This window comes from Flavobacterium chryseum, from assembly GCF_004362015.1.
GTDB lineage: Bacteria > Bacteroidota > Bacteroidia > Flavobacteriales > Flavobacteriaceae > Flavobacterium.
On sequence record NZ_SNWW01000006.1, the window covers coordinates 44508 to 66210 of the forward strand.

A 21703-nucleotide genomic window follows, 5' to 3' on the forward strand; every position below is an offset into this window, starting at 1 on the left:
ATTATGGAATAAAAAGTCAGCTTCTGCCCAAACTAGTACTTCAAATCTAAACATTGCATAAAAAAAGCCCTGATAAAATATCAAGGCTTTACGATTAACGTATATGTTACTACAATAGAAAAGTAAGTTGTCCCAGGTGATAACACTGATGATTTACAATTGTTAGCATCGTTTTTAATTGGTGAAGTGATTTATCGCTCTCAATAATCCATTGCTTTTCATTTATTGTGGCAAATTTCAGAATCAGGTGTTCATTTAAGGCAAACCAATGTGATTTTACCTCTTTTACGGCTGGAAAATTTTGAGCGCATTTGTCAGGACAGCACAAGAAAATTTTCTCATACTCGGGATACATTTTTGCTCCAAAATCAAAAAGAGGCAGCAAGAGATCATTACTGGCAATTAAATGCCCTAACAGATAAAGTCCGCTGTTTCTGCCAAAAGCAACATCCTTTTTTAAGTCTTCGTCATTAAGCTTGTGAACAAGATCGCTAATCTTCCTGTTCTGTAAGAGCCATGCCTGATATATAATGCTCCTTTCCATATTTCGCTCAGATACTTTTGTCGTTTCCATCAATTATTATATTAGTGAAATTTTTAAAATTAGCAGTACACAAAAATAATTTCAATAACGCCGTAAACAATTGATATAAAATAAAAAAGCACTTGATATATATCAAGTGCCTGAAGGTTGGAATTTATTTCCGTATTATTTTTTCGAACTCTGTTTTCTTATTCTGCTCAGCGTTTCAGGTGTCATTCCTAAATAGGAAGCAATCATGTGCTGTGGAACCCGTAACGCAATCTGTGGCTGTTTCTCGATAAATCGAACATACTTTTCTTCTGCATTAAGACTGATACTGTTATTGATACGATCCTGGCTTGCCACAAAACTTCTCTCGATTATTAAATTAACGAGATCCTGAAATTGAGGTATGTTTTTCATCAGTCCGGCAAAATTTTCCTTACTGATTAATAACACAGTACTATCTTCTATGGCATCTATATTAAAGCGGGATGGTGTACCATTTAGAAGACTTTCCCTGTCACCTATCCAATAATTTTCAATAGCAAAATTCAGAACATGTTCCATTGATCTGTCGTCTATACTATAAGTCCTCAAACATCCTTTGGTTATGAATGCGTTATAACGCCAAATATCTCCTTCTTGCAATAGATACTGATTTCTTCTAAGTTTTCGTACCACGCAAACCTCTTCGATCATTTTTAGTTCCTGATCTCTGAGTTCTATTTTACTTTGCAAGTATTGAGCAAATATCTCAAACATATAATCTTAATTAAAATACAGGTTAATTACAGCGTAAAGATAAAACAATTACCAAATGGATTTACTGATAAAAATAGGGTCAAAATTTGAATTACTTCTAAAATGAATCTTAGTTTTTAAGTAATATATCACCAAAAATCTTTCTTCTCATCAGTAAATACTGAATCATTCACCAATCTTATTTCTTTGTATTTGATGCTTTTACAATTAAATCTGCTACTTCTGCAGCATGCGATATATAAACCACATGGCTCGATTTAATCTCAATTACTGTTGCATTTGCACGCTTATACATTTTGCGTTGCAGGTCAGGATGAATATTTTTATCCTCAAGTGTTACAATAGCAAAACTTGGTTTATTTTTCCATGCTGCATTTGAAAGTTTTGTTCCAAATGAAGCTGCAAGGATCGGAACCTGTGAAGCTTCCATAAAATCACTTTCTTTTTGGCTGATATCTGCTGCAAAACCTACATGGTATTTAGCTTTACTATAAAACAAATAGCCATATTGATCCGGGCCTGTAATTCCATTTTCAGGAGTTGCAGGATAAGTCGAAGCCCATTGCGCTACTGTCTCTCCCGCGTCTGGAACAAAAGCTGCGATAAAAACCAAACTCGCTACTTTAGGATCTGTTCCTGTCTCAGCTATTACAGCTCCTGCCCAGGAATGTCCGACTAATACTGTTGGCCCTTCTAATTTGTCTAAAACTCTTTTTACCGCTGCAACATCGTCAGCAAGTCCTGTTAACGGAAGCTGTACTACGCGCACATTATAACCTTTATCGGTCAGTATTTCATAAACCTTTTTGTAACCTGATCCATCCGCAAAAGCGCCATGTACCAAAACAACATTTTTACTAATCTGTTCCTGTGCAACTGTAGTTTGAGCAATAGCGGAACTTAAAGCCAAGACTGCAACCACAGCTAAGCTTTTTAACGATTTAAATTTAAACATTTTCATATCTTCATTTTTTAAATTCTAATTGTCATTTTTGACGATACAAAGTTGCAAATCATACACAATTAAATGTTTGGCATATATTCCTGATATGTTAACTATTTTTCCTAATCTTCTTATTTATAGAAACAGACAACGATTTATGGTACTTAACTATCCTAAATAAAAAAGCTCTTAAATAGTTTAAGAGCTTTCCTTAGTTTTTAAAAATATAATACTACTTAATTTTCCTTGAAAGTCTCATAATCAGTATAACCTTCAGCACCACCCGTATAAAGAAGATCTGTATTAGGAAGAGAAAGTGCTGCTCCTGTACGATATCTTTCTACTAAATCAGGATTGGCAACAAACGGCAAACCAAACGCGATAAGATCAGCATTGTTTGAGCTTAAAATTGCTTCTCCCTTTTCGGAATCAAGTCCACCGCCAATCATAAGAGTACCATTATACAATGGTCGAAAATAAGAAGCAACATCCTGAAATGCTTCTGCCGGAGTACCAACAACCGATTCCAGTCCTAAAACATGAAGATAAGCCAGATCAAATTGATTTAGCGCCTGGGCTAAATAACGGAAAGTAGGCTCAGTATCCGCATTAGGTTTTAAGGTTCCGGAACTTGTCGCAGGGCTAATTTTCAATCCTACCCTTCCCTTTCCCCAAACGCTGGTTACAGCTTCCAGAAGTTCGATTACAAAACGGCTTCTGTTTTCTGCAGAACCTCCATAAGAATCTGTTCGCTGATTGGTCTCTGAACTCAAAAATTGAGGAAAAAGATACACATGAGCTCCGTGAATTTCTACTCCGTCAAAACCGGCCTTTTTTGCATTAAGGCTTGCGGTGCGAAAATCTTCAATTATGCCTTTGATATCTTCAACTGTCATTTCGCGTGGTACAAGAGTATCTTTAAATCCTTCAGGGGTAAATGTTTGTTCATTCGGATTAATAGCAGAAGGCCCCAGAGGCAGTTTTCCGTTCAGATGATCTGGATGACTAACGGAACCCACATGCGAAATCTGAAGAAATATTTTACCTCCTGCATCATGTACCGCATCAACAACATGACTCCAGGCTTTGGTTTGGTTATCAGTGTAAATACCGGGTACATTTATATATCCAATAGCATCCGGGCTTACCCAGCATCCTTCTGTAATAATTAAACCTGCTGATGCGCGTTGTTTATAATAAGTAGCCATTAGATCGGTGGCCAAAAGTTCAGGATTGGTGGCACGGCCTCTTGTCATTGGTGCCATTACTATTCGATTTTTTAAAGTAAGGTCTCCTAATTTGTATTCAGAAAATAATTTATTGTCCATTGTAATGTATTTTTAAGTTAAATGATAGTGATTTTTGATAGCTGCTTAAAATTTAGATCAGTTTTAAAACATGCTTTTTGTTTTACATTAGAAATTTAAACTGATTAAATAAAAAGTATAATTTATTATTCGAAAGGCAGATAATTTGCCGCTTCAGGGAAGAAACTTTTGGCAACCTCGGCCATGTTCAAAGCTTCGCGAAGTAGTTTAATTTTTCCGTTATCGGCCACCAGTCTGCCCATATAAGACTGATCGTACGGAAGTCCGGTTTTTCCATTGGTACAATGAACGTCATATTCTCCAAATACCTGATCTGGCGTATCAATAAAAATTTGAACATTTTCAAATTTAAAACCAGGAAACATTATTGGAAGATTTTGCAGAAAATCTAATATGACCTCTTTTCCTTTCATTTGCCATGGCATCCCCAGACTTTTAAGATAGGGAAGTTCAATAGCAGCATCTTCTGCAAATAATTCTATTACTGTATCTGGATTGCCAATATTTTCAAGATAAGCGACAAGCAGTTCTTTAGCTGTTTTAGTACTCATTTTTGTCTAATTTAAAAGGTTCAATTTTGAATTTGCATTTTGCGATTACGGTAAACTGTGAAAAAATTTCCGCTAATTATTTTTTAGTCCAGTGTCCAAAAGAAGTGTAAGCCTCTGGAGAACGCTCCACATTCATTTGCTTTAAAACTTTCTCAAATTCGACAGCATATGTTTTTTTCATTTGGACATTGATAAAATGAGATACAGTATCGTTCCATGTCTCATACACCAGAAATTCCTCGGGTTTGCCTATAGCCTGGTGCAAATCTGCGGCTACAAAATTCTGTTCATGGCTAATGGTGTCGAAAAGTTGAATTAAAACATTTTTAAATGCTTCGGCATTTTCCGGACTTGTTTTAAATTTTATGCACAACACAAGCGGTGTGCTCTTTGTATCTTGAATCAGTGTTGATTGTTGTGCACGCACGCTAATTTGCGTTGTGAAAATTAGTATAGCTGTTAAAGCCCATTTTTTAATTGTGTCAGAGTATGTCTTCATTTATTTAAGGATTAATTGAAGTACAAAATTAGGGAGCACTATTGAGGTGGATATTGACATATAATAAGAAATCAATTGACAAATCTCAAGCAGTTTTATCCACTTTTAATTGCATGGGAAGAATAGTTAACGATTCAGGAAAAGATGCTAAGCTTAAATGTAAAGGCATGTCGCAATTTTACATTTAATAGTAACCGACTGTAAAAAGATATTCAGTTTCTAAAACCAATTCGTTTAATAATAACCAGGATCAAATCGTAGTGAGCTTTAGGGACAACAAATTTGGACTTCTGAGTCAAGTCGCTCCTTCATTTTCACTCTAATTTTGCATTGTTAAATTAAATCATACAAGATGAAAATAATAGATAAAATTTACGTTGACGGTCAATTTACAGCACCGCACGGCACAGCAACACAGGATCTTTACAATCCTGCAACAGCAGAGAAAATTGGTATTGTACATTTAGGCGATCAAGTTGACACTAATAAGGCAATCGAAGCCGCAAAAAAAGCTTTTCTAACTTTTTCAAAATCAACCCTGAAAGAGCGTGGCGAAATCCTGCAGCGCCTGCACGATGCTATCCTTGCCAATGAAGAAGCCCTTAATAATGCGGCAGTGGAAGAATACGGATCTCCAATTTCAGCAACCAAAGGAAGAACACGATATGCCGCACAAATATTTCTCGATACCAAAGCTGCGATGGAAAGTTTCGAATTTGAAAAACAGCTGGAGTACGCAACTATTGTAAACGAGCCTTTGGGTGTAATAGCCGCAATTACACCCTGGAATGCTGATTATACGCACATTTGTGGCAAACTTGCCCCGGCAATTGCAGCGGGTTGTACGATTGTTATTAAGCCCAGTGAATTAAGTGCCATTCAAACGCAGATCCTTACGGAGTGTTTTGATCAGGCTGGTGTTCCTAATGGAGTTATCAATATTGTAAACGGAACGGGTCCTGTTGTTGGAGCGGTACTTACTGCTCACCCTGATATTGCAGTAGTAACCTTTACCGGATCTACTCAAATTGGTAGATTAATTGGCAGCAAAGCAGCAGAAACTATGAAACGGGTTACACTTGAACTGGGAGGAAAATCACCAAACATTATTTTGGAAGATGCTGATCTTCAAAAAGCTATTCCTTTGGCATTGGCAATAGGCTTCAGCAATAGCGGTCAAGCCTGCCATGCGGGAACAAGGATAATTGTTCCGGAAAGCAAATTGGAAGAAATCAAAAGTCTCATTGTAGAAAGTGTGAAAAACATCAAGATTGGTGATTTATGGAACGCGGAATCTTTCATTGGTCCGATGGTAAGTCAAAAACAGTATGACACTGTTCAACGCTACATTCAGTCCGGCTGGGATCAGGGTGCCGAAATCCTTGTAGGAGGACTTGGTCATCCCGAAGGTCTTGGAGGATTTTATGCTAAGCCCACAGTTTTTGTGAATGTAGAGCCCAATATGACCATTGCAAAAGAAGAAATTTTTGGTCCGGTTCTTTGTGTTATAACCTATAAAACAGAAGAGGAAGCCATAAATATAGCCAACGATACAATTTATGGTCTTTCAGCCTATATCAGTTCAGGTAATGAAGAAAAAGCGAAACAGATCGCACGCCAAATTATATCTGGACGAGTACTAATAAATACGGCCGTAAATAGAGAATCTAAATCTCCGTTTGGAGGATTTAAACAGTCTGGTATAGGCAGAACTTCATGGGCATACGGTATTGAAGAATATGTAGAACCAAAAGTGATTGCATTGTAGTAAACAATTCGGTTCTACTATTGCATCAACTGAATAATGATCGATGATAGAACGAGCTTAACTTAATAAGCAGAATTGAAGTCTTAAAATTTCAATTCTGCTTACATTTATAGTACAAAATAATTTTATAAAATGATAAGTCCCAACATTCTGTATTCCTGTTACGTAACACGAAATTTATCAAACGAGCAGTTTATTCCGGAACATATTTTTCTGTATCAGTTTTCAGGATCGCTGGTAATTAATGATGCTGAAAAAGAATATTCAGTGCAGACAGGCGAATTCTGTCTGGCAAGAAGAAACCGTCTCGCTAAGTATATTAAAATTCCACCACAAAACGGAGAATATAAAACTATATCAGTTCGTCTTGACCAGAATTTTTTAAAAGATTTTAGTAAAGAATACGGATTTACAGCCAATATGCCAGCTACCAATGATGCCGTTATAAACATACAGCCGCAGCCACTTTTACTGAACTATATTCAGTCGCTCTCGCCTTACTTCGATCTTACTACAGATGGTAAAAATGAACAAATGCTGCTTATAAAAACTAAAGAGGCTGTACTATTGTTATTAAAAACAAATCCTGAACTCAAAAATGTATTGTTTGATTTTAGCGAACCCGGAAAAATAGATCTGGAAGCTTTTATGAACCGTAATTTTCAATTTAATATCTCAATGGAACGATTCGGATATATGAGCGGCAGAAGTTTAACGACTTTCAAACGTGATTTTAAAAAGATCTTTAAAATGGCTCCGGGAAAATGGCTCCTGCAAAAAAGGCTGCAGCAGGCTTACTATCTAATAACTAAAAAGGGCCAAAAACCATCTGAGGTTTATCTTGAAGTAGGATTTGAAGATATCTCTCATTTTTCACGTTCATTCAGTAAGGAATTTGGGGTTGCTCCTTCAAAGGTAATTTCAAAACTTCATTCTTAATTCTACAGTAATTTTTAAAGTAATTAATATAAAATTCCTGTCTCTGATTCAAACCATAGATAATTGCTGTAACCAGATTTTTTTTTTATCGTCTTAGATATATAACTAAATATAAAGACTAAATGAAAAAACCGTATTATTTTGCCGTATTATTTTTGTTGGGAATTTCAATTTATAGCCAAAATAAAATTTTGATTAGTTCAGAACCATCTTCCATTTTAATTGAACAAAGCGACACTAAGCAGATTCTTAATTTTGATTTTTTAATTTCAAATCAATCTACTGATACACTGACTTTACAACGTATTAAAGTTTTGGTTTTTGACAGTCAAAATCATTTGATTCACACCAGATTTCTTGATAATAATGGAACTGCTCCCAGTATTTTATTAGTACCAAATCGTCACTGGAACGGTGAGGAAAGTAATTTAATTTTTAATCCATTTTCAGAATATGATAATTCATTTGCTTTGGCAAAATTAGAATTCGAATGGACATTTAATAATTCTAAAGAGAAAGAAACAGTTGTAAAAACTACTATTTTACCTAAAAGATATCAACAAGAAATAAATTACAAATTACCCTTAAAAGGTCGCGTACTTGTATATGATGGACATGATTACAACTCACACCATCGAAGATTCGACTATAATTTTGAGCCTATTAAATTGTTGGATTTAAAATCAAATTTCATGCGTTATGCCTATGATTTTGTAATACTTGACGCTAACAACAATCAATTTAAAAACAAAGGGGAAAGCAATTCTGATTATTTTGGTTTTGGAAATTCAGTTTATGCAGTTGCTGATGGAAAAGTACTTTATGCGAAAGGCGATCACAAAGACGATAAAAATTTTGATGTCCCGAAGCTTAAAGAAAATCCTTTGGAATTATATGGAAATTGCATTGCAATTGAGCATAAAGATGGTTCAGTAAGTATGTATGGCCATTTAAAAGAAAATAGTTTAAAGTTTAAAAAGGGAGATTTGGTAAAATCCGGGGAGGAAATTGGACAAATTGGTGTTTCGGGCAGCTCGTTTTTTCCACACCTTCATTTTGAGATTAGAACTGATATAACTAATGCTGCTGAAGGTCTTCCTTCCTATTTTTCGAATATTAATCTAGTAACCGGAAAAACATCTCATACAATAAAATCCGGCTTGGCTGAGACAGGAAATATTATTGAAACCAAGTAATGTCAGACAATAGATTAGCCAAAGAAATGTGAGAGTAGGTTCTGAACAATATTGGTCAGCTAATAAAATGCAAATCTTTTTTTCAACTGACTTTAATTGAAAGATTGTCTAAACTCTGATGGAGACATATTAGTCTTTGATTTAAATAATTTATTAAACGATGAAGGGTGTTCAAAACCTAACTCATAAGCAATTTCACTAATTGTTAAATTAGTGGCAGATATTTTTTCTTTGGCTTTCTCAATTAATTTTTCGTGTATATGTTGCTGAGCAGACTGGCCTGTCAGACTTCGCAACATATCACTTAAATAGTTTGGTGAAATTTTTAGGTTTTCTGCAAGAAATTGAACAGTCGGAATTCCTTTTCTTCTAATCTCTTCGCTATTAAAATAAGTTTCTAAAAACGCCTCTAATTTTTGCAATAAACTATTGTTAATAGCCTTTCTTGTAATAAATTGTCTTTTGTAAAAGCGATTACTAAAGTTTAGCAATGTTTCAATTTGTGAAATAATAACATCCTGGCTAAAATCATCAATTCTATTTTGCAGTTCATTATCAATTATTTTAAAAATCGAAACGATAGTTTCTCTTTCTTTATCTGAAAGATGTAATGCCTCATCTACCGAGTATGAAAAAAAACCATACTCCTTTATTTTTTTTGCTAATGGATATGCCATTAAAAAATCGGGGTGAAATAGCATTGTAAAACCAGAATGATCATCATTGTTTTCTCCATTTCCACTTAGCTGATTCGGCCCTTTAAAAAACATGCCTCCTTCATCAAAATCATAATGACCTTGCCCATATTTTAACCTTCCGGTAAGATTTTTTTTGTACGATATTTTATAAAAATTATATACAAAAGACTGAGGCAGTTGACTTGAATCTAATTTATTGTCATTATTTTCGACCAAACTTATCAAAGGATGCAAAGGCTTTGGCAGCCCTAGCATGCGATGCAAATCTGTCAAAGATTCAAATATATAGGGAGTAGTTGCATGCTTTTTCATATTGTTAATTTAAGTATTATATTTAAAATATTGCCCCTCTTCTGTCACAAAACTGTATATTAAAAATAACTTTATCGATTTAAACTATTCATGAACTTCTCAGGATAACGAGTACCTGATACAACTCCAGCAGGCATTATAATTTCAATAGTTTTTAAATCTTCAATGGTAAGCTGAACATTTTCAGATGCAATGTTTTCTTCAAGGTATTTTCTGCGTTTTGTACCAGGAATGGTTATAATATCCTGACCTTGTGCCAGAACCCATGCAATTGCTAACTGAGATGTAGTGCATCCTTTTTCATCAGCCAAAGTCTTAATTTTTTCGACCAGTTCAACATTTTTATGGAAATTATCCCCCTGAAAACGTGGCATATGGAGTCGGTTACCTTGAACATCTTCAGCTTTCATAAATTCACCACTTAGAAAACCTCTACTTAGCGGAGAATAAGCAACAAGTCCAATACCAAGTTCGCGAATTGTGGGTAGTACCTCAGCTTCAATATCACGGGTCCAAAGCGAATATTCTATTTGCAGTGCTGTTATAGATTGCACTGCAGCCGCTTTTTTAATAGATTCAGCAGATGCTTCGGAAAGACCAATATAACGTACTATTCCTTTTGAAACAAGCTCCGCTAATGCTCCAACCGTATCTTCAATAGGAATAGTAGGATCAACTCTTGCCAGAGTATACAAATCGATATATTCGGTTTTTAAGCGTTGCAGGCTGTTCATAACAGCATTACGAATGTAATCCGGATGCCCACTAACCGGACCTGGTCCCGTAGGAGAAACTAACTGCCCCGTTTTTACCGAGAGGAAAGCTTTGTCTCTTTTGCCTTTTAAAGCTTTTCCGATAAGCTGTTCATTATGACCTGCAAGATAATAATCAGCAGTATCTAAAAAATTGTGACCGAGTTCGAGGGCTCTTTGTATTGTTGCGATAGATTCTTTTTCATCGCTTTGTCCGTATGCACCAGACATTCCCATACAACCTAAACCAACTGCTGAAACCAAAGGGCCATTTTTACCTAATTTCCTGTTCATCTTTTTTGTTTTAAATTAATAATAACAAAGGTCGTTAGATGTACTCTACCAGATTTAGCCTAATCAGGGGATTGTTTTTCCAAAATAAGGAAATCACTTTCGTTGTAAGTCCGATACTTCTTCAATTTTGATATAAAAACATCAAAAAGCAACTTGTTACAGATCTTATAATAATTCTCGTTTTTAGTAAAAAAAGTAAAATATCCCTTAAAGTTTAACAGTAATAATCACTGTTTATACCTGCAATTGCTCACTGAAATCCATATTTTTAACCCTTTTCGCTCATCGAGTTTTTCATTCCGGAAATAATACGTTCCCTATGAATAAATCCCCAATCTGCTATGGTATTTGTAAGTTCTTTAAGAGAATTACCATAAGTTGTAATCCTGTATTCTACAGCAACAGGCGCAGTGTTTAGCACTATGCGTTCAATTAGTTCATTCATTTCCAAATCCTTCAATTCGCGGCTAAGTACTTTGCCGGAAATACCTTTTACTTCCCTCAGCAATTCGGAATAGCGCATCGACTTATAACACAAACATGCTATAATAGACATTTTCCATTTTCCATTTAAAATATCCATTGTATCGCTAATAGCCAATATTTTATGGCTGCAGTCTTTTATAGGATCGAATTCTTCTTTCATCTCATTTATGTGGTTACCCATTTGTCACTATAACTTTTTGTCACTTAGTTACAAATATACACATCAATACTATAGCTTTGCAATTAAAATAATAAAAAATGGAATTAATCAAAAATTTACAATGGCGCTATGCTGTTAAGAAATATTCAGAGGAGCTGGTCAGCGAATATAAAATTGACCAAATTATCGAAGCCATCAACCTCACCGCTTCTTCTTGCGGGATACAGCCTTATCGCTTGATTGTGATAACTAATCCGGAAATAAGACAAAAGTTAGCCGAGGGGTCATTCAACAAGCAAATTCAGGATTCATCTCACCTACTGGTTTTTGCCGCATTCAACAAGGTAACCAGCGAGTACATTGCGGACTACACAGCAATGATGGAAGGACAACGAAATTTGGAAATCGGAGCGCTTAACGATTTCAGAGATACACTAATCTCTTTTTTCTCTACCCAAACTCCTGAACAAAACGCTATTTGCTCGAGCAAACAGGCGTATATTGGGTTAGGAACTGCCTTAATTGCAGCTGCTGAACTTAAAATAGATGCTACGCCTATGGAAGGTTTTAATCCGGAGATATTCAATGAAGTTTTGGGTTTAACAGAAAAGAATCTTCACGCTTCAGTGATTATTTCTCTGGGATATCGTGATACTGCAAACGATTACCTGGCTTCGATCCCAAAAGTCCGTCTGCCAATCGACGAATTTTCAACTAAACTGTAATAACTGCCTTAATTTTTTATTGGCGAGCGCATGTATCTCTTTGATATTCAGTTCGCTTTATATTTTTAATGCAAGTAAAATTTTAAAAAATAGATTTAAAGGCTGTCTATCACTAATGTTGAACATTGATTAGCGAATCAATATATAAAATGCAACAACGAGCATATTTAGAATATTTTTACATAAATTGGCTAATTACTAATCTATCTGATTAAATATAAAAACTATATTTATGAATCCCTTTATTCTGGCCCTGCAAGCACGTAATCTTACTGTTGAAATTCATCATCATTCTGCCTTTCAAATCGTTTTATCTAACGACACACCCTTCACTTCAACAATTAGCGGAATACTTCATGAACGTATTCACGGTTTTTTGATAAAACCTCATGTTAACCATTTTTGCGTCGCAGAAAAAGGGACTTTAAATGTTTTAAATATTGAGCCCTATTCAAGTATTGGTTTAGAACTTGCAAGCAGATTTAAAGAGAATGAAGATTGTATCGTATTTGACTCGCCGATCGAAACAAATGCATTTTTTCAGACACCTAAAAACAGTATGGATGTAAATAATGTAATCGATGCTCTGCTCTCTAAATTACCTTCTATTGATTATGATGAAAGAGTCACCAAAATCGTTGAATACATTAAGGAAAATTATTATAAGTCCGATATCACACCACAAACATTTGCTGATATCGTTTTCCTTTCACCCTCCCGATTAGCTTCTCTCTTTAAGCAACAGACCGGCAGTAGTTTGTCTAAATATTTACTGTGGACAAGGTTACGCCAGGCAATATATATTACGCTTTCTGACAGGGACAGAACCCTGACTGATATTGCTTACGACACTGGCTTCTATGACCTACCCCAATTAAATAAGTATATGTACGAAATGTTTGGAATGCCACCGAAGGCATTAAAGTACAGTAGTGATCTGATACAGGTTTATTAGTTTTGTTTCTATCTTTAGTGCCGAAAAAGTACTGATTGACATAACTTAAATTATAGCGGTAATCCCAGTATAAAATAATATAGTATTATAAAAAATGCATCTCTATTTAGGAGGTGCATTTTTTATTATCCCCAAAAGCCTTCCATATAAAAGATTACAGCATTTAATATAATTCAAAACACAATAGTGATTTGATACAAGTTTCACGATGAGCTTGTTCGCAACTTTGTAATATCATTTTAAACAACTAATAAAATAATATTATGAAAGCAATAGCGTATAAAAAATTCGGAACTGTAGCTGTTTTGCACACTGTAGAACAAGAAAAACCTTCTATTAAATCAGATCAGGTATTGATCAAAGTAAAAGCATTTTCTATCAATCCAATGGACTGGAAAATTAGAAAAGGAGAAATGACTTTAATGTCAGGCTCCAAATTCCCAAAGAACACTGGTGCTGATTTCGCCGGGATTGTTGAAGAAATCGGACTTGATGTAAAAAGCTTCAAAGCCGGTGATGAAGTTTTCGGAGTAGTAAAAAATATGATGAAAGAAGGTGTTTCATCTGAATATGTTGCTGTGAGCTCATCATTAGTCTGGAAAAAGCCTTCTAATATCAGCTTTGCTCAGGCTTCGTCTATACCGGTAGTGGGTACTGCAGCTGTTACTGCATTACAAAAAATGGGTACTATAAATGCACAGACTAACATTTTAGTAAACGGAGCTACCGGTGGTTTCGGCATGTTCCTGCTTCAATTATTAAAAAATAAAGGGGCTAACGTAACTGCAGTAACCGGCACAAAAGGTATAGAATTTGCAAAAAAATGGGGCGCAGATTCTGTGATAGATTATACCAGAGAAGATGTGTTATCTCAGAAATCCGCCTTCGATATTGTAATTGATTTATCCGGCAAAATGGGATACAAAAATGCCCAACAAATAATGAAATCCAAGGCAATTTTTCTAAACCCTACACCCAAGCCAATTGAAATTCCCGTATCTATTTTCAAAAACCTGCTTACTGGTCAAAAGCATATTGTAATCCTTTCCAGCCCATCTACTAAATACACAGCTGTTTTACTAAGTGCATTACAAAATGGACTTGAGATCGAGGTTAATAAAGTGTTTCCATTTTCTCAATACAGAGAGGCATATGAATATGCTGAAAGAGGCGGTTACATTGGAAAAGTTGTAGTTGAAATTAATTAAACTTCTATAAAGTATTGCAATAACAATGTCTTTGGTCACTGGCATTACATTTATCAATAATAACATTCAGCACAATGGTAACAAAAATAGACAATAGCATAAAATATGGTAAGCAGCATGAAGGCTTTGGGATACAAATATTATATCCCGGACTTATCCGGCCACAATTACAGGATACAGGTTTTTCTACTATTGGAAGAATTGACCACGCGCGCATTATACCGGTAACACTGATCCCAATGCACCAGCATCGGGATGACGAAATTTTAACCTATTTAAGAAGCGGAAAAGTAAAACATATTGACTCCGAAGGCTACACCGACATTATATCAAATCAAAAATTAATGATGATGAACGCAGGTTCAAGTTATTTTCACGTGGAAAAAGTTCTGGAAGAAGGAGGTATTTTGGAAGGACTGCAAATTTTTATCAGGCCAGAAACCGCTGGTCTGTCGCCACAAGTGCAATTTTACCAACTGCCCGAAACTTACAGTAGCAACCTTTGGCGAAAAATAGCCGGAAAGGGCAGCGACTACCCAATGCAGATAAGAAGCAATACATGGCTGATGGATCTACGATTGGAAAAAGGTTCAGAAATTGTTCTGCCGGAAGCTCCAACTGAAAATTGTGTCTTTCTATTTTATGTATTTGATGGAAAAATAAACATCAGTGACACGATGGCTCTTGCTGCTGGGGAAAGTGCTTTGGTAGAAAGTGAAAAACCAATATTCCGCGCAGTAGAAACAAGTGATATCGTATTGTTTATTACGCAAGCCCATACAGTTCATTTTGATGAGGGAATGTATAGCGGCAACCTGCAATAATTCGAAATATCCATTATGTCAAAACAGTGATTTGATACAAGTTTTACCTTTTTAATCACAGCATCTTTGTATAATAATAATCAACATCAAATAAAAATTATAAAAATGAAAAAGAAAATAGTAATTCTGGGAGCCACTGGTACGGTGGGTAGTAAAATTTCAGAAATCCTTTTAAACGAGGGACATCAGGTAACTTTGATAGCCAGACATACCGAAAAGTTAGAAAAATACCGCAGTCTGGGTGCCGAAATCATCGCAGGAGACATCACTGATGTGAAAATATTAACAAAGGCCTTTGCAACTGCTGATAGTGCATTCGTGCTATTACCTGATAATGTAAAGGCTGAAAATACAAGAGCATATCAAACACAAGTTACAGGCATCCTAATTGAAGCCATAGAAAACTCTGGTATCAAATATATTGTAAATATGAGCAGCCTCGGATCTCATATGCACGAAGGCAATGGGATCATGGGCGGTACCGGTGAACAGGAAGTCAGACTAAATCAGCTGAATGATGTAAATGTGCTGCATATCCGCTCTGCTTATTTTATGGAAAATTTTTTAAGAACTATAGGCATGGTAAAAAATATGGGAATCAATGGTACAGTAGCAGATGGCGACCATTCAATCCCGATGGTAGCCACTCAAGATGTAGCAAAAATCGCAGCCGGACATTTAGCAAACCTTGACTTTACCGATAAAAGTGTCCATGCCGTGATGGGACCTAAAAACTATACCTATAGAGAGTTCACCACCATTGTGGGTAAGGCAATCGGTAATCCTGATTTGCAATATGTGCAGGTTCCGGTAGCACAGGCAAAACAAGTATTTTTAGGCAATGGCTTTTCAGAAGATTTTACAGATAATCTGATCGAAATGGGAACAGCCATCAAAACTGGCTTTATGAATTATCAGAAAAGAGATGATTCGACAACTACGCCCACTACTCTGGAAGATTTTGTAAATGAGGTTTATCTGCCAGTCTACAATAATTAATAAAGATCAAACACACACTTGTATCAATTAATTTATTAAATGATAATCATTTATTTACGCAAAAGGTTCGTCATCAGAATCCCAAAAAAGAATATCTTTGAGATTTACCAAATCAGATGATAAAACCAAAATACAAAAGAAATATTATGCGCATTTTGCCATTTGGTATCATCTGGCTGATATTTAGTTTGATTTATACTATTCTTGAACGAGGATTATTAGGTAATCTGAACTTTTACCCTTCATCTGGTAATGAGTATATTTTTGGCCGAAATATTATAGTGATTCCACTCCTGTCTGTTATATTTGGAATCCTAATTGGCATATTGGAAATACTTTACTTCAATAAACGTTTCCTCAATATTTGCTTCTCAAAAAAGATTTTATATAAATCTTCTGTTTATTTGCTTATCATTTTGTTCCTTCTCATTGTAATATTCCTGACAACCGTTAATGAAATGCCTGCAGCAATTTCCAGCAAAGAATTTTGGCTAGTGATGTGGGCTTTCTTTAACGATTACTCCTTTCTTGGGATCTTAACATACATTTCTTGCATTATTCTTATCACCCAGTTCTACACTGAAGTAAGTGAAAGTATGGGTACAGGTCTTCTGAGTAATTTTTTTCTCGGAAAATACTACAAGCCTGTAGAAGAAGAGCGGATATTTATGTTCCTGGATATGAAATCATCTACACAGATTGCAGAAAAGCTAGGACATGTCGTTTATTTTCAGATGTTACAAGAGTATTTTTCAGATCTGAGTGATCCTGTAATAGAGTATTCAGGTGAAATATACCAATATGCAGGTGATGAGATGATTATATCCTGGAGATTAGAAAAAGGTCTTAAAAACAATACTTGCATACGCTGCTTTTTTGCTATGAAAGAATCCTTGCTTCGAAAATCAGCTGGGTATAAAGAAAAATATGGAGTAGCACCACAATTTAAAGCAGGACTTCATTGTGGAAAAGTTACAACGGGAGAAATTGGCGTATTAAAAAAAGAAATCATTTTTACCGGCGATGTACTTAACGCAACAGCACGAATTGAAGGGCTTTGTAATCAATATCATGTGGATATTCTTCTATCCAGTTTGCTTGTTGAAAAGCTTGATATGAATGCCCATTATAAAGTGGAATCAGTAGGAAAAAATACCTTGAGAGGAAAAGACGAGCAATTTGAATTATTCACCTTGAATTAAATTAATAACCAAACTTCAAATTAGGAATCACAAAACACGACATCAATTGATTAAATTGGGATTGAAAAAATTTACTGAAGAATCCTATTTTAAATCTATTCTACTACAAAGCCCAATTTTTTAATTCGGCTTTTCTGTTTTAGTAAATATAGCAAATCGAAAAACTCACTTTGAATCTTTCTAATACTATTAACCTTTTTTAATTTTTAACCCCTTTAAAACATAAAAATAGTTATTTTTGTTTAACAAAATTAAAAAATAGTTAAACAAAAATAATAAGGTTCGTTGATGTAAAATTGATAATAGCCTTAAAGATTTATAAGAGATAAAATAGTTGCAGATCATGAAAAAAGACAGACCGGACAATATCGTATTTTCTGAAGAGCATGGTTATAATGCAAGCCTGTTGCCGTATGCCACGAGTGTTGGTGCGCCGGTGATAAAAGCAGATGATTTAGCAGGCTGGAAAAGCATAGGCATCAATAAGGTAAACAAAGAATTAGAAAGTAAATTCAATGAATTAAAAGTTCAGTATCAAAATTTAATCGAAGAATTTCAGTGGAATGAACTGCTGTACAATGCCAGATTTTCTTTTGAACCAATTGTTGGCGAAATCTATCATTTATACAAAGATGTAGATGGATTTAATTTTCTCTCGCTAATTGCACCGGAAGAATGGAATAAAGAACATGTGGGAACTTTTAGATTAAACAGTGATAAAAAATGGATTTTGATTGATTAAAAAAGTGCTGCTTTTAATAAATTTTAAAAATGAAAAACAAAATAAATTTTAAAACCAGTGATCTGGAAAAAATGGAAAAACAAACCGTAGTGCATCTGATCAACAGTTTGGGCGGTTTTAAAAGTGTGGCATTGGTTGGCACTTCTGATACAGAAGGAAACACCAACTTGTCTGTTTTTAGTTCTTTTTTTCATATTGGCGCCAATCCCCCTCTTATAGGAATGATTTTTCGTCCGAGTCCGCCGGAACGTGATTCTATGCGAAATATTCTGAGTACCGGTTTTTATACCCTAAATCATATCAACGAAAATATTTACAGACAAGCGCATCAGACATCGGCGAGATACGACAAAGAAATTTCAGAATTTGATGCAACGGGACTAAGCAAAGAATATAAAAATGATTTTTTTGCTCCTTTTGTAAAAGAAAGCAACATACAGCTAGGCATTGAGTTTAAGGAAAAAATAGATATTGCAATTAATAATACAACTTTGATTATTGGTGAAATAGTTCAAATTTTTATTCCCGAAGACTGCCTGAGCGATGATGGTTTTGTGAATTTAGAAAAAGCCAATACCCTCACCTGCTCCGGTCTTGACAGCTATCACAGAACCGTACAGCTGGACCGGTTGAGTTACGCAAAACCCAATAAGGAAATCACATCACTGCTTGACAATTGAATAAAAAAAAAAGTAAATATTATATGGTTCAAACGTGATCTGCGTTTTACAGATCACGAGCCATTATATTTGGCGCAGCAGGAAAATATTCCTGTGCTTTTGATTTATTTTTTTGAGCCTTCAGTAATGGCTTACGATGATTCTGATGTGCGTCACTGGCGCTTTATTTATGAATCTTTGCAGGAAATGCAGTCCAAATTAACGACGAATGTAGCGCAGATTTATTATTTTCATAACGAAGTTCAAACTGTTTTTGAACAGTTATGCAATTTGTACGACATTAAAACAGTCTTTTCACATCAGGAGATTGGCAATAAAATTACTTTTGACCGTGATATTGCGATGCAGTCTTTTTTTGATGCGCATCAAATTCTATGGAAAGAATCGCAGCTGCATGGTGTCATCAGAAAATTGAAATCAAGACAAGACTGGGAAAAACGCTGGGAAATAATAATGCGTGCACCGCCAAAAATGATCGATCTGAATGCTTTTAAAATTGAAAATTTAGAGGCTGATTTTTATCAAAAGTTAAAAGGAAAAGCACTTTCAAAAGATATTACGGAGCGAAATAAAAACTTTCAGCAGGGCGGCGAATACTGGGCCTGGCGGTATTTAGACAGTTTTGCAAAACAGCGGCATGTAAATTACAGCAAACATATTTCGAAACCTGGTTTAAGCCGTAAGGGATGCAGCCGCTTATCTCCTTATTTAGCGTACGGAAACATCAGTATGAGAATGGTGTATCAATATACGAATCAGTTTTATGAAGCATCTCCCAATAAAAAAGCCATGCTTAATTTTGTCTCGCGTTTGCATTGGCACTGTCACTTTATGCAGAAATTTGAAAGTGACTGCCGCATTGAGTTTGAGAATATAGACCGAAGTTTTGATGTGCTGATAAAACCTAAAAATGAGACTTACATCAAAGCCTGGCAGGAAGGAAAAACAGGTGTGCCGATTGTAGATGCTTGTATGCGCTGTCTGGCTCAGACTGGATTTATTAATTTTAGAATGCGCGCTCTGGTGGTTTCTTTTTTTGTATTTAATCTCTGGCAGGACTGGCGCGAGCTTCATTTTTTGGCACGGCAGTTTCTCGATTATGAAACCGGTATTCACTATCCGCAATTGCAGATGCAGGCGGGCGTAACCGGAACAGGAACTATTAGAATTTACAATCCCGTCAAAAACTCAGAAGAACACGACACTGAAGGTATTTTCATCAAACAGTGGCTTCCTGAATTGGCTGCCATTCCCCCACATTTAATTCATGAACCCTGGAAATTAAGCCTAATAGAGCAGCAGTTGTACAATTGTGAAATAGGAATTGATTATCCTTTTCCGATTGTAAATATTGAAGAGACCAGAAAGCACGCCAGTGAAGCTATCTGGAATGCCCGAAAAAAAGAAGCGATCAATAAATCAGAATAAAAACCTAAATCAGGTATCATGCGAACAGTAAAAAAACAAAATCTTCCCGTTAAAATATGTCCGGTCTGCAACCGACCTTTTTCATGGAGGAAGAAATGGGAAAAAGTTTGGGATGAAGTAAAATACTGTAGTGATAAATGCAGAATGAATAAATAATATGGCAGACAAAACGTTAAGGCTCATTATGGGTGATCAGTTAAATTGTAATCATTCCTGGTTTGAAACAACAGACCATTCGATAACGTATGTGATGATGGAAATCAGGACAGAAACCGATTATGCAACACATCACATTCAAAAAACAGCAGGCTTTTTTGCTGCAATGCGTCAGTTTTCTAATTTTCTGAAATCCAAAAAACATCAGTGTATCTATATAAAAATAAACGATAAAGACAATTTACAATCTCTTGAGGCTAACCTCTCTAATATAATTGAAAAAGATCATTACACGAAATTTGAATACCAGTTGCCAGATGAATATCGGGTAGATTTGATATTGAAAAATTTCACTTCAAAGCTTGGTATTGCTTCTAAAGTTTACGATACTCAGCATTTTTTCAGCACCCGTGATGAACTCGGAAAATTCTTTGAAGGCAAAAAAAGTTTTTTGATGGAAAGTTTTTACCGTGCAATGCGAAAAAAACATCAGGTACTAATGTCTGGAGAAAACCCGATAACAGGCCAATGGAATTACGATGAAGAAAACAGAAAGAAACTTCCAAAAAATCATAAACCGGCTGCCCCTTTAGTTTTCAATAATAATGTTTCAGATATTGTAGATGCTATTTTGCAGACCGATATTAACACTATGGGTGTTATTGATAAAACCAATTTCATCTGGCCGATAAACAGGGATCAGTCTCTTGAACTGCTTTCGCATTTTGTAACTGAATGCTTGCCTTTATTTGGTACTTATCAGGATGCCATGATTCCTAATGAATGGTCTTTATACCATTCTAGATTATCCTTTTCATTAAATACAAAAATGATTTCTCCGGCTGAAGTAATAGAAGCCGCAATTGGCGCCTGGCAAAAACAGCCTGAGATTATTGCTTACAATCAGTTGGAAGGTTTTGTACGCCAGATTATTGGCTGGCGCGAATATATGAGGGGTATTTACTGGCTCAAGATGCCGGAATACGCTACGTTAAATTTTTTCAACCATCAGGAAAAATTACCTCAATGGTTCTGGACAGGCAAAACTAAAATGAATTGTCTTAAGGACGCCATAACGCAATCGCTGACGTTTGCATACGCGCATCATATTCAGCGCTTAATGATTACAGGAAATTTTGCGCTTTTGGCCGGAACTGATCCTGAAGAAGTCGATCAATGGTATCTTGGCATTTATATTGATGCTCTCGATTGGGTTGAAATTACCAACACCCGCGGCATGAGTCAGTTTGCAGATGGAGGAATTGTCGGCACAAAACCTTATGTAAGTTCGGCTGCCTATATTGATAAAATGAGTCATTATTGTGGTACCTGTTTTTATAATAAAACGAAAAAAACAGGAGACAGATCCTGCCCTTTTAATAGCTTGTATTGGAATTTTTATGATAAACATGAAGCGAAACTAGCGCATAATCCCAGAATTGGAATGATGTATAAAGTATGGCATAGAATGAAGCCTGAAGATAAAACAGCATTATTAGAACAGGCAGATTATTACTTAAAACACATTAACGAGCTGTAAAAAACTGAATTATTTAAGATCACTCAGCAG

Annotated in this window: 23 protein-coding genes; 14 read left to right on the forward strand and 9 right to left on the reverse strand. The window is 35.5% G+C overall.

Features of this window, described 5'->3' with window-relative positions; genetic code table 11:
• Window positions 1–109: 109 nt before the first annotated feature.
• From EV143_RS12695 to EV143_RS12720, 6 genes are all read right to left on the reverse strand, one after another.
• The gene (locus tag EV143_RS12695) at window positions 110–574 is read right to left on the reverse strand and encodes a DinB family protein (protein WP_133508314.1); all 465 of its coding nucleotides are present in this window, start codon (window positions 572–574) and stop codon (window positions 110–112) included.
• A gap of 135 nt (window positions 575–709) precedes the next feature.
• Window positions 710–1288 (reverse strand): Crp/Fnr family transcriptional regulator, encoded by a 579-nt coding sequence (locus EV143_RS12700; protein ID WP_133508315.1) that lies wholly within the window; start codon window positions 1286–1288, stop codon window positions 710–712.
• 178 nt (window positions 1289–1466) lie between these two features.
• The gene (locus EV143_RS12705) at window positions 1467–2249 is read right to left on the reverse strand and encodes an alpha/beta hydrolase (protein ID WP_133508316.1); all 783 of its coding nucleotides are present in this window, start codon (window positions 2247–2249) and stop codon (window positions 1467–1469) included.
• Between the two features lie 218 nt (window positions 2250–2467).
• Window positions 2468–3559 carry an alkene reductase gene (locus EV143_RS12710; RefSeq protein ID WP_133508317.1) on the reverse strand — a complete coding sequence of 364 codons (1092 nt, stop codon included), beginning with the start codon at window positions 3557–3559 and terminating at the stop codon, window positions 2468–2470.
• 125 nt (window positions 3560–3684) lie between these two features.
• Window positions 3685–4110 carry a nuclear transport factor 2 family protein gene (locus tag EV143_RS12715; protein ID WP_133508318.1) on the reverse strand — a complete coding sequence of 142 codons (426 nt, stop codon included), beginning with the start codon at window positions 4108–4110 and terminating at the stop codon, window positions 3685–3687.
• A gap of 76 nt (window positions 4111–4186) precedes the next feature.
• A complete protein-coding gene (locus tag EV143_RS12720) occupies window positions 4187–4609 on the reverse strand; it encodes a putative quinol monooxygenase (protein WP_133508319.1) in 423 nt (140 codons plus the stop codon).
• Between the two features lie 352 nt (window positions 4610–4961).
• Between EV143_RS12720 and EV143_RS12725 the strand changes: the two genes are divergently transcribed.
• From EV143_RS12725 to EV143_RS12735, 3 genes are all read left to right on the forward strand, one after another.
• Window positions 4962–6377, forward strand: coding sequence for an aldehyde dehydrogenase family protein (locus tag EV143_RS12725; protein WP_133508320.1), 1416 nt, complete (start codon window positions 4962–4964; stop codon window positions 6375–6377).
• 132 nt (window positions 6378–6509) lie between these two features.
• On the forward strand, window positions 6510–7316 hold the full coding sequence (locus tag EV143_RS12730) for a helix-turn-helix domain-containing protein (RefSeq protein ID WP_133508321.1): 807 nt from the start codon (window positions 6510–6512) through the stop codon (window positions 7314–7316).
• Window positions 7317–7438: 122 nt separating this feature from the next.
• Window positions 7439–8512 carry a M23 family metallopeptidase gene (locus tag EV143_RS12735; RefSeq protein WP_133508322.1) on the forward strand — a complete coding sequence of 358 codons (1074 nt, stop codon included), beginning with the start codon at window positions 7439–7441 and terminating at the stop codon, window positions 8510–8512.
• A gap of 92 nt (window positions 8513–8604) precedes the next feature.
• Here EV143_RS12735 and EV143_RS12740 read toward each other — a convergent pair whose 3' ends face one another.
• The 3 genes from EV143_RS12740 to EV143_RS12750 form a co-directional block, all read right to left on the reverse strand.
• Complete coding sequence (locus EV143_RS12740; protein ID WP_133508323.1) at window positions 8605–9522, reverse strand: helix-turn-helix domain-containing protein; 918 nt, start codon at window positions 9520–9522, stop codon at window positions 8605–8607.
• A 71-nt stretch (window positions 9523–9593) separates the two neighbouring features.
• On the reverse strand, window positions 9594–10568 hold the full coding sequence (locus EV143_RS12745; protein WP_133508324.1) for an aldo/keto reductase: 975 nt from the start codon (window positions 10566–10568) through the stop codon (window positions 9594–9596).
• A gap of 268 nt (window positions 10569–10836) precedes the next feature.
• Window positions 10837–11235 carry a winged helix-turn-helix transcriptional regulator gene (locus tag EV143_RS12750; RefSeq protein WP_243739855.1) on the reverse strand — a complete coding sequence of 133 codons (399 nt, stop codon included), beginning with the start codon at window positions 11233–11235 and terminating at the stop codon, window positions 10837–10839.
• A gap of 77 nt (window positions 11236–11312) precedes the next feature.
• Here EV143_RS12750 and EV143_RS12755 point away from each other — a divergent pair, with 77 nt between their 5' ends.
• The 11 genes from EV143_RS12755 to EV143_RS12805 all read left to right on the forward strand — a co-directional run bounded on the left by EV143_RS12755 (window position 11313) and on the right by EV143_RS12805 (window position 21673).
• Entirely contained in the window at window positions 11313–11939 is a 627-nt protein-coding gene (locus EV143_RS12755; protein ID WP_133508325.1) for a nitroreductase family protein, read from the forward strand.
• A 232-nt stretch (window positions 11940–12171) separates the two neighbouring features.
• The gene (locus tag EV143_RS12760; protein WP_133508326.1) at window positions 12172–12894 is read left to right on the forward strand and encodes a helix-turn-helix domain-containing protein; all 723 of its coding nucleotides are present in this window, start codon (window positions 12172–12174) and stop codon (window positions 12892–12894) included.
• A 263-nt stretch (window positions 12895–13157) separates the two neighbouring features.
• The gene (locus EV143_RS12765) at window positions 13158–14102 is read left to right on the forward strand and encodes an NAD(P)-dependent alcohol dehydrogenase (RefSeq protein WP_133508327.1); all 945 of its coding nucleotides are present in this window, start codon (window positions 13158–13160) and stop codon (window positions 14100–14102) included.
• A gap of 74 nt (window positions 14103–14176) precedes the next feature.
• Window positions 14177–14926: a pirin family protein gene (locus tag EV143_RS12770; RefSeq protein ID WP_133508328.1), complete on the forward strand. Its 750-nt coding sequence runs from the start codon at window positions 14177–14179 to the stop codon at window positions 14924–14926.
• 105 nt (window positions 14927–15031) lie between these two features.
• Window positions 15032–15925, forward strand: a complete 894-nt coding sequence (locus tag EV143_RS12775) for an NmrA family NAD(P)-binding protein (protein ID WP_133508329.1) — start codon at window positions 15032–15034, stop codon at window positions 15923–15925.
• Between the two features lie 116 nt (window positions 15926–16041).
• Window positions 16042–17127: an adenylate/guanylate cyclase domain-containing protein gene (locus EV143_RS12780; protein ID WP_133508330.1), complete on the forward strand. Its 1086-nt coding sequence runs from the start codon at window positions 16042–16044 to the stop codon at window positions 17125–17127.
• Between the two features lie 343 nt (window positions 17128–17470).
• Window positions 17471–17869 (forward strand): DUF2452 domain-containing protein, encoded by a 399-nt coding sequence (locus tag EV143_RS12785; protein ID WP_133508331.1) that lies wholly within the window; start codon window positions 17471–17473, stop codon window positions 17867–17869.
• Window positions 17870–17898: 29 nt separating this feature from the next.
• Entirely contained in the window at window positions 17899–18549 is a 651-nt protein-coding gene (locus EV143_RS12790) for a flavin reductase family protein (RefSeq protein WP_133508332.1), read from the forward strand.
• Between the two features lie 21 nt (window positions 18550–18570).
• Entirely contained in the window at window positions 18571–19977 is a 1407-nt protein-coding gene (locus tag EV143_RS12795) for a cryptochrome/deoxyribodipyrimidine photo-lyase family protein (protein ID WP_262710979.1), read from the forward strand.
• Window positions 19978–19995: 18 nt separating this feature from the next.
• Window positions 19996–20133, forward strand: a complete 138-nt coding sequence (locus EV143_RS12800; RefSeq protein WP_133508334.1) for a DUF2256 domain-containing protein — start codon at window positions 19996–19998, stop codon at window positions 20131–20133.
• A 1-nt stretch (window position 20134) separates the two neighbouring features.
• Window positions 20135–21673 (forward strand): cryptochrome/photolyase family protein, encoded by a 1539-nt coding sequence (locus EV143_RS12805; RefSeq protein ID WP_133508335.1) that lies wholly within the window; start codon window positions 20135–20137, stop codon window positions 21671–21673.
• The last annotated feature ends 30 nt before the right edge of the window (window positions 21674–21703 follow it).

Excerpts from the sequence above, each read along its gene's own strand:
- EV143_RS12695 (WP_133508314.1), bottom strand. The coding sequence starts at position 574 with ATGGAAACGACAAAAGTATCTGAGCGAAATATGGAAAGGAGCATTATA.
- EV143_RS12700 (WP_133508315.1), bottom strand. The coding sequence starts at position 1,288 with ATGTTTGAGATATTTGCTCAATACTTGCAAAGTAAAATAGAACTCAGA.
- EV143_RS12705 (WP_133508316.1), bottom strand. The coding sequence starts at position 2,249 with ATGAAAATGTTTAAATTTAAATCGTTAAAAAGCTTAGCTGTGGTTGCA.
- EV143_RS12710 (WP_133508317.1), bottom strand. The coding sequence starts at position 3,559 with ATGGACAATAAATTATTTTCTGAATACAAATTAGGAGACCTTACTTTA.
- EV143_RS12715 (WP_133508318.1), bottom strand. The coding sequence starts at position 4,110 with ATGAGTACTAAAACAGCTAAAGAACTGCTTGTCGCTTATCTTGAAAAT.
- EV143_RS12720 (WP_133508319.1), bottom strand. The coding sequence starts at position 4,609 with ATGAAGACATACTCTGACACAATTAAAAAATGGGCTTTAACAGCTATA.
- EV143_RS12725 (WP_133508320.1), top strand. The coding sequence starts at position 4,962 with ATGAAAATAATAGATAAAATTTACGTTGACGGTCAATTTACAGCACCG.
- EV143_RS12730 (WP_133508321.1), top strand. The coding sequence starts at position 6,510 with ATGATAAGTCCCAACATTCTGTATTCCTGTTACGTAACACGAAATTTA.
- EV143_RS12735 (WP_133508322.1), top strand. The coding sequence starts at position 7,439 with ATGAAAAAACCGTATTATTTTGCCGTATTATTTTTGTTGGGAATTTCA.
- EV143_RS12740 (WP_133508323.1), bottom strand. The coding sequence starts at position 9,522 with ATGAAAAAGCATGCAACTACTCCCTATATATTTGAATCTTTGACAGAT.
- EV143_RS12745 (WP_133508324.1), bottom strand. The coding sequence starts at position 10,568 with ATGAACAGGAAATTAGGTAAAAATGGCCCTTTGGTTTCAGCAGTTGGT.
- EV143_RS12750 (WP_243739855.1), bottom strand. The coding sequence starts at position 11,235 with ATGGGTAACCACATAAATGAGATGAAAGAAGAATTCGATCCTATAAAA.
- EV143_RS12755 (WP_133508325.1), top strand. The coding sequence starts at position 11,313 with ATGGAATTAATCAAAAATTTACAATGGCGCTATGCTGTTAAGAAATAT.
- EV143_RS12760 (WP_133508326.1), top strand. The coding sequence starts at position 12,172 with ATGAATCCCTTTATTCTGGCCCTGCAAGCACGTAATCTTACTGTTGAA.
- EV143_RS12765 (WP_133508327.1), top strand. The coding sequence starts at position 13,158 with ATGAAAGCAATAGCGTATAAAAAATTCGGAACTGTAGCTGTTTTGCAC.
- EV143_RS12770 (WP_133508328.1), top strand. The coding sequence starts at position 14,177 with ATGGTAACAAAAATAGACAATAGCATAAAATATGGTAAGCAGCATGAA.
- EV143_RS12775 (WP_133508329.1), top strand. The coding sequence starts at position 15,032 with ATGAAAAAGAAAATAGTAATTCTGGGAGCCACTGGTACGGTGGGTAGT.
- EV143_RS12780 (WP_133508330.1), top strand. The coding sequence starts at position 16,042 with ATGATAAAACCAAAATACAAAAGAAATATTATGCGCATTTTGCCATTT.
- EV143_RS12785 (WP_133508331.1), top strand. The coding sequence starts at position 17,471 with ATGAAAAAAGACAGACCGGACAATATCGTATTTTCTGAAGAGCATGGT.
- EV143_RS12790 (WP_133508332.1), top strand. The coding sequence starts at position 17,899 with ATGAAAAACAAAATAAATTTTAAAACCAGTGATCTGGAAAAAATGGAA.
- EV143_RS12800 (WP_133508334.1), top strand. The coding sequence starts at position 19,996 with ATGCGAACAGTAAAAAAACAAAATCTTCCCGTTAAAATATGTCCGGTC.
- EV143_RS12805 (WP_133508335.1), top strand. The coding sequence starts at position 20,135 with ATGGCAGACAAAACGTTAAGGCTCATTATGGGTGATCAGTTAAATTGT.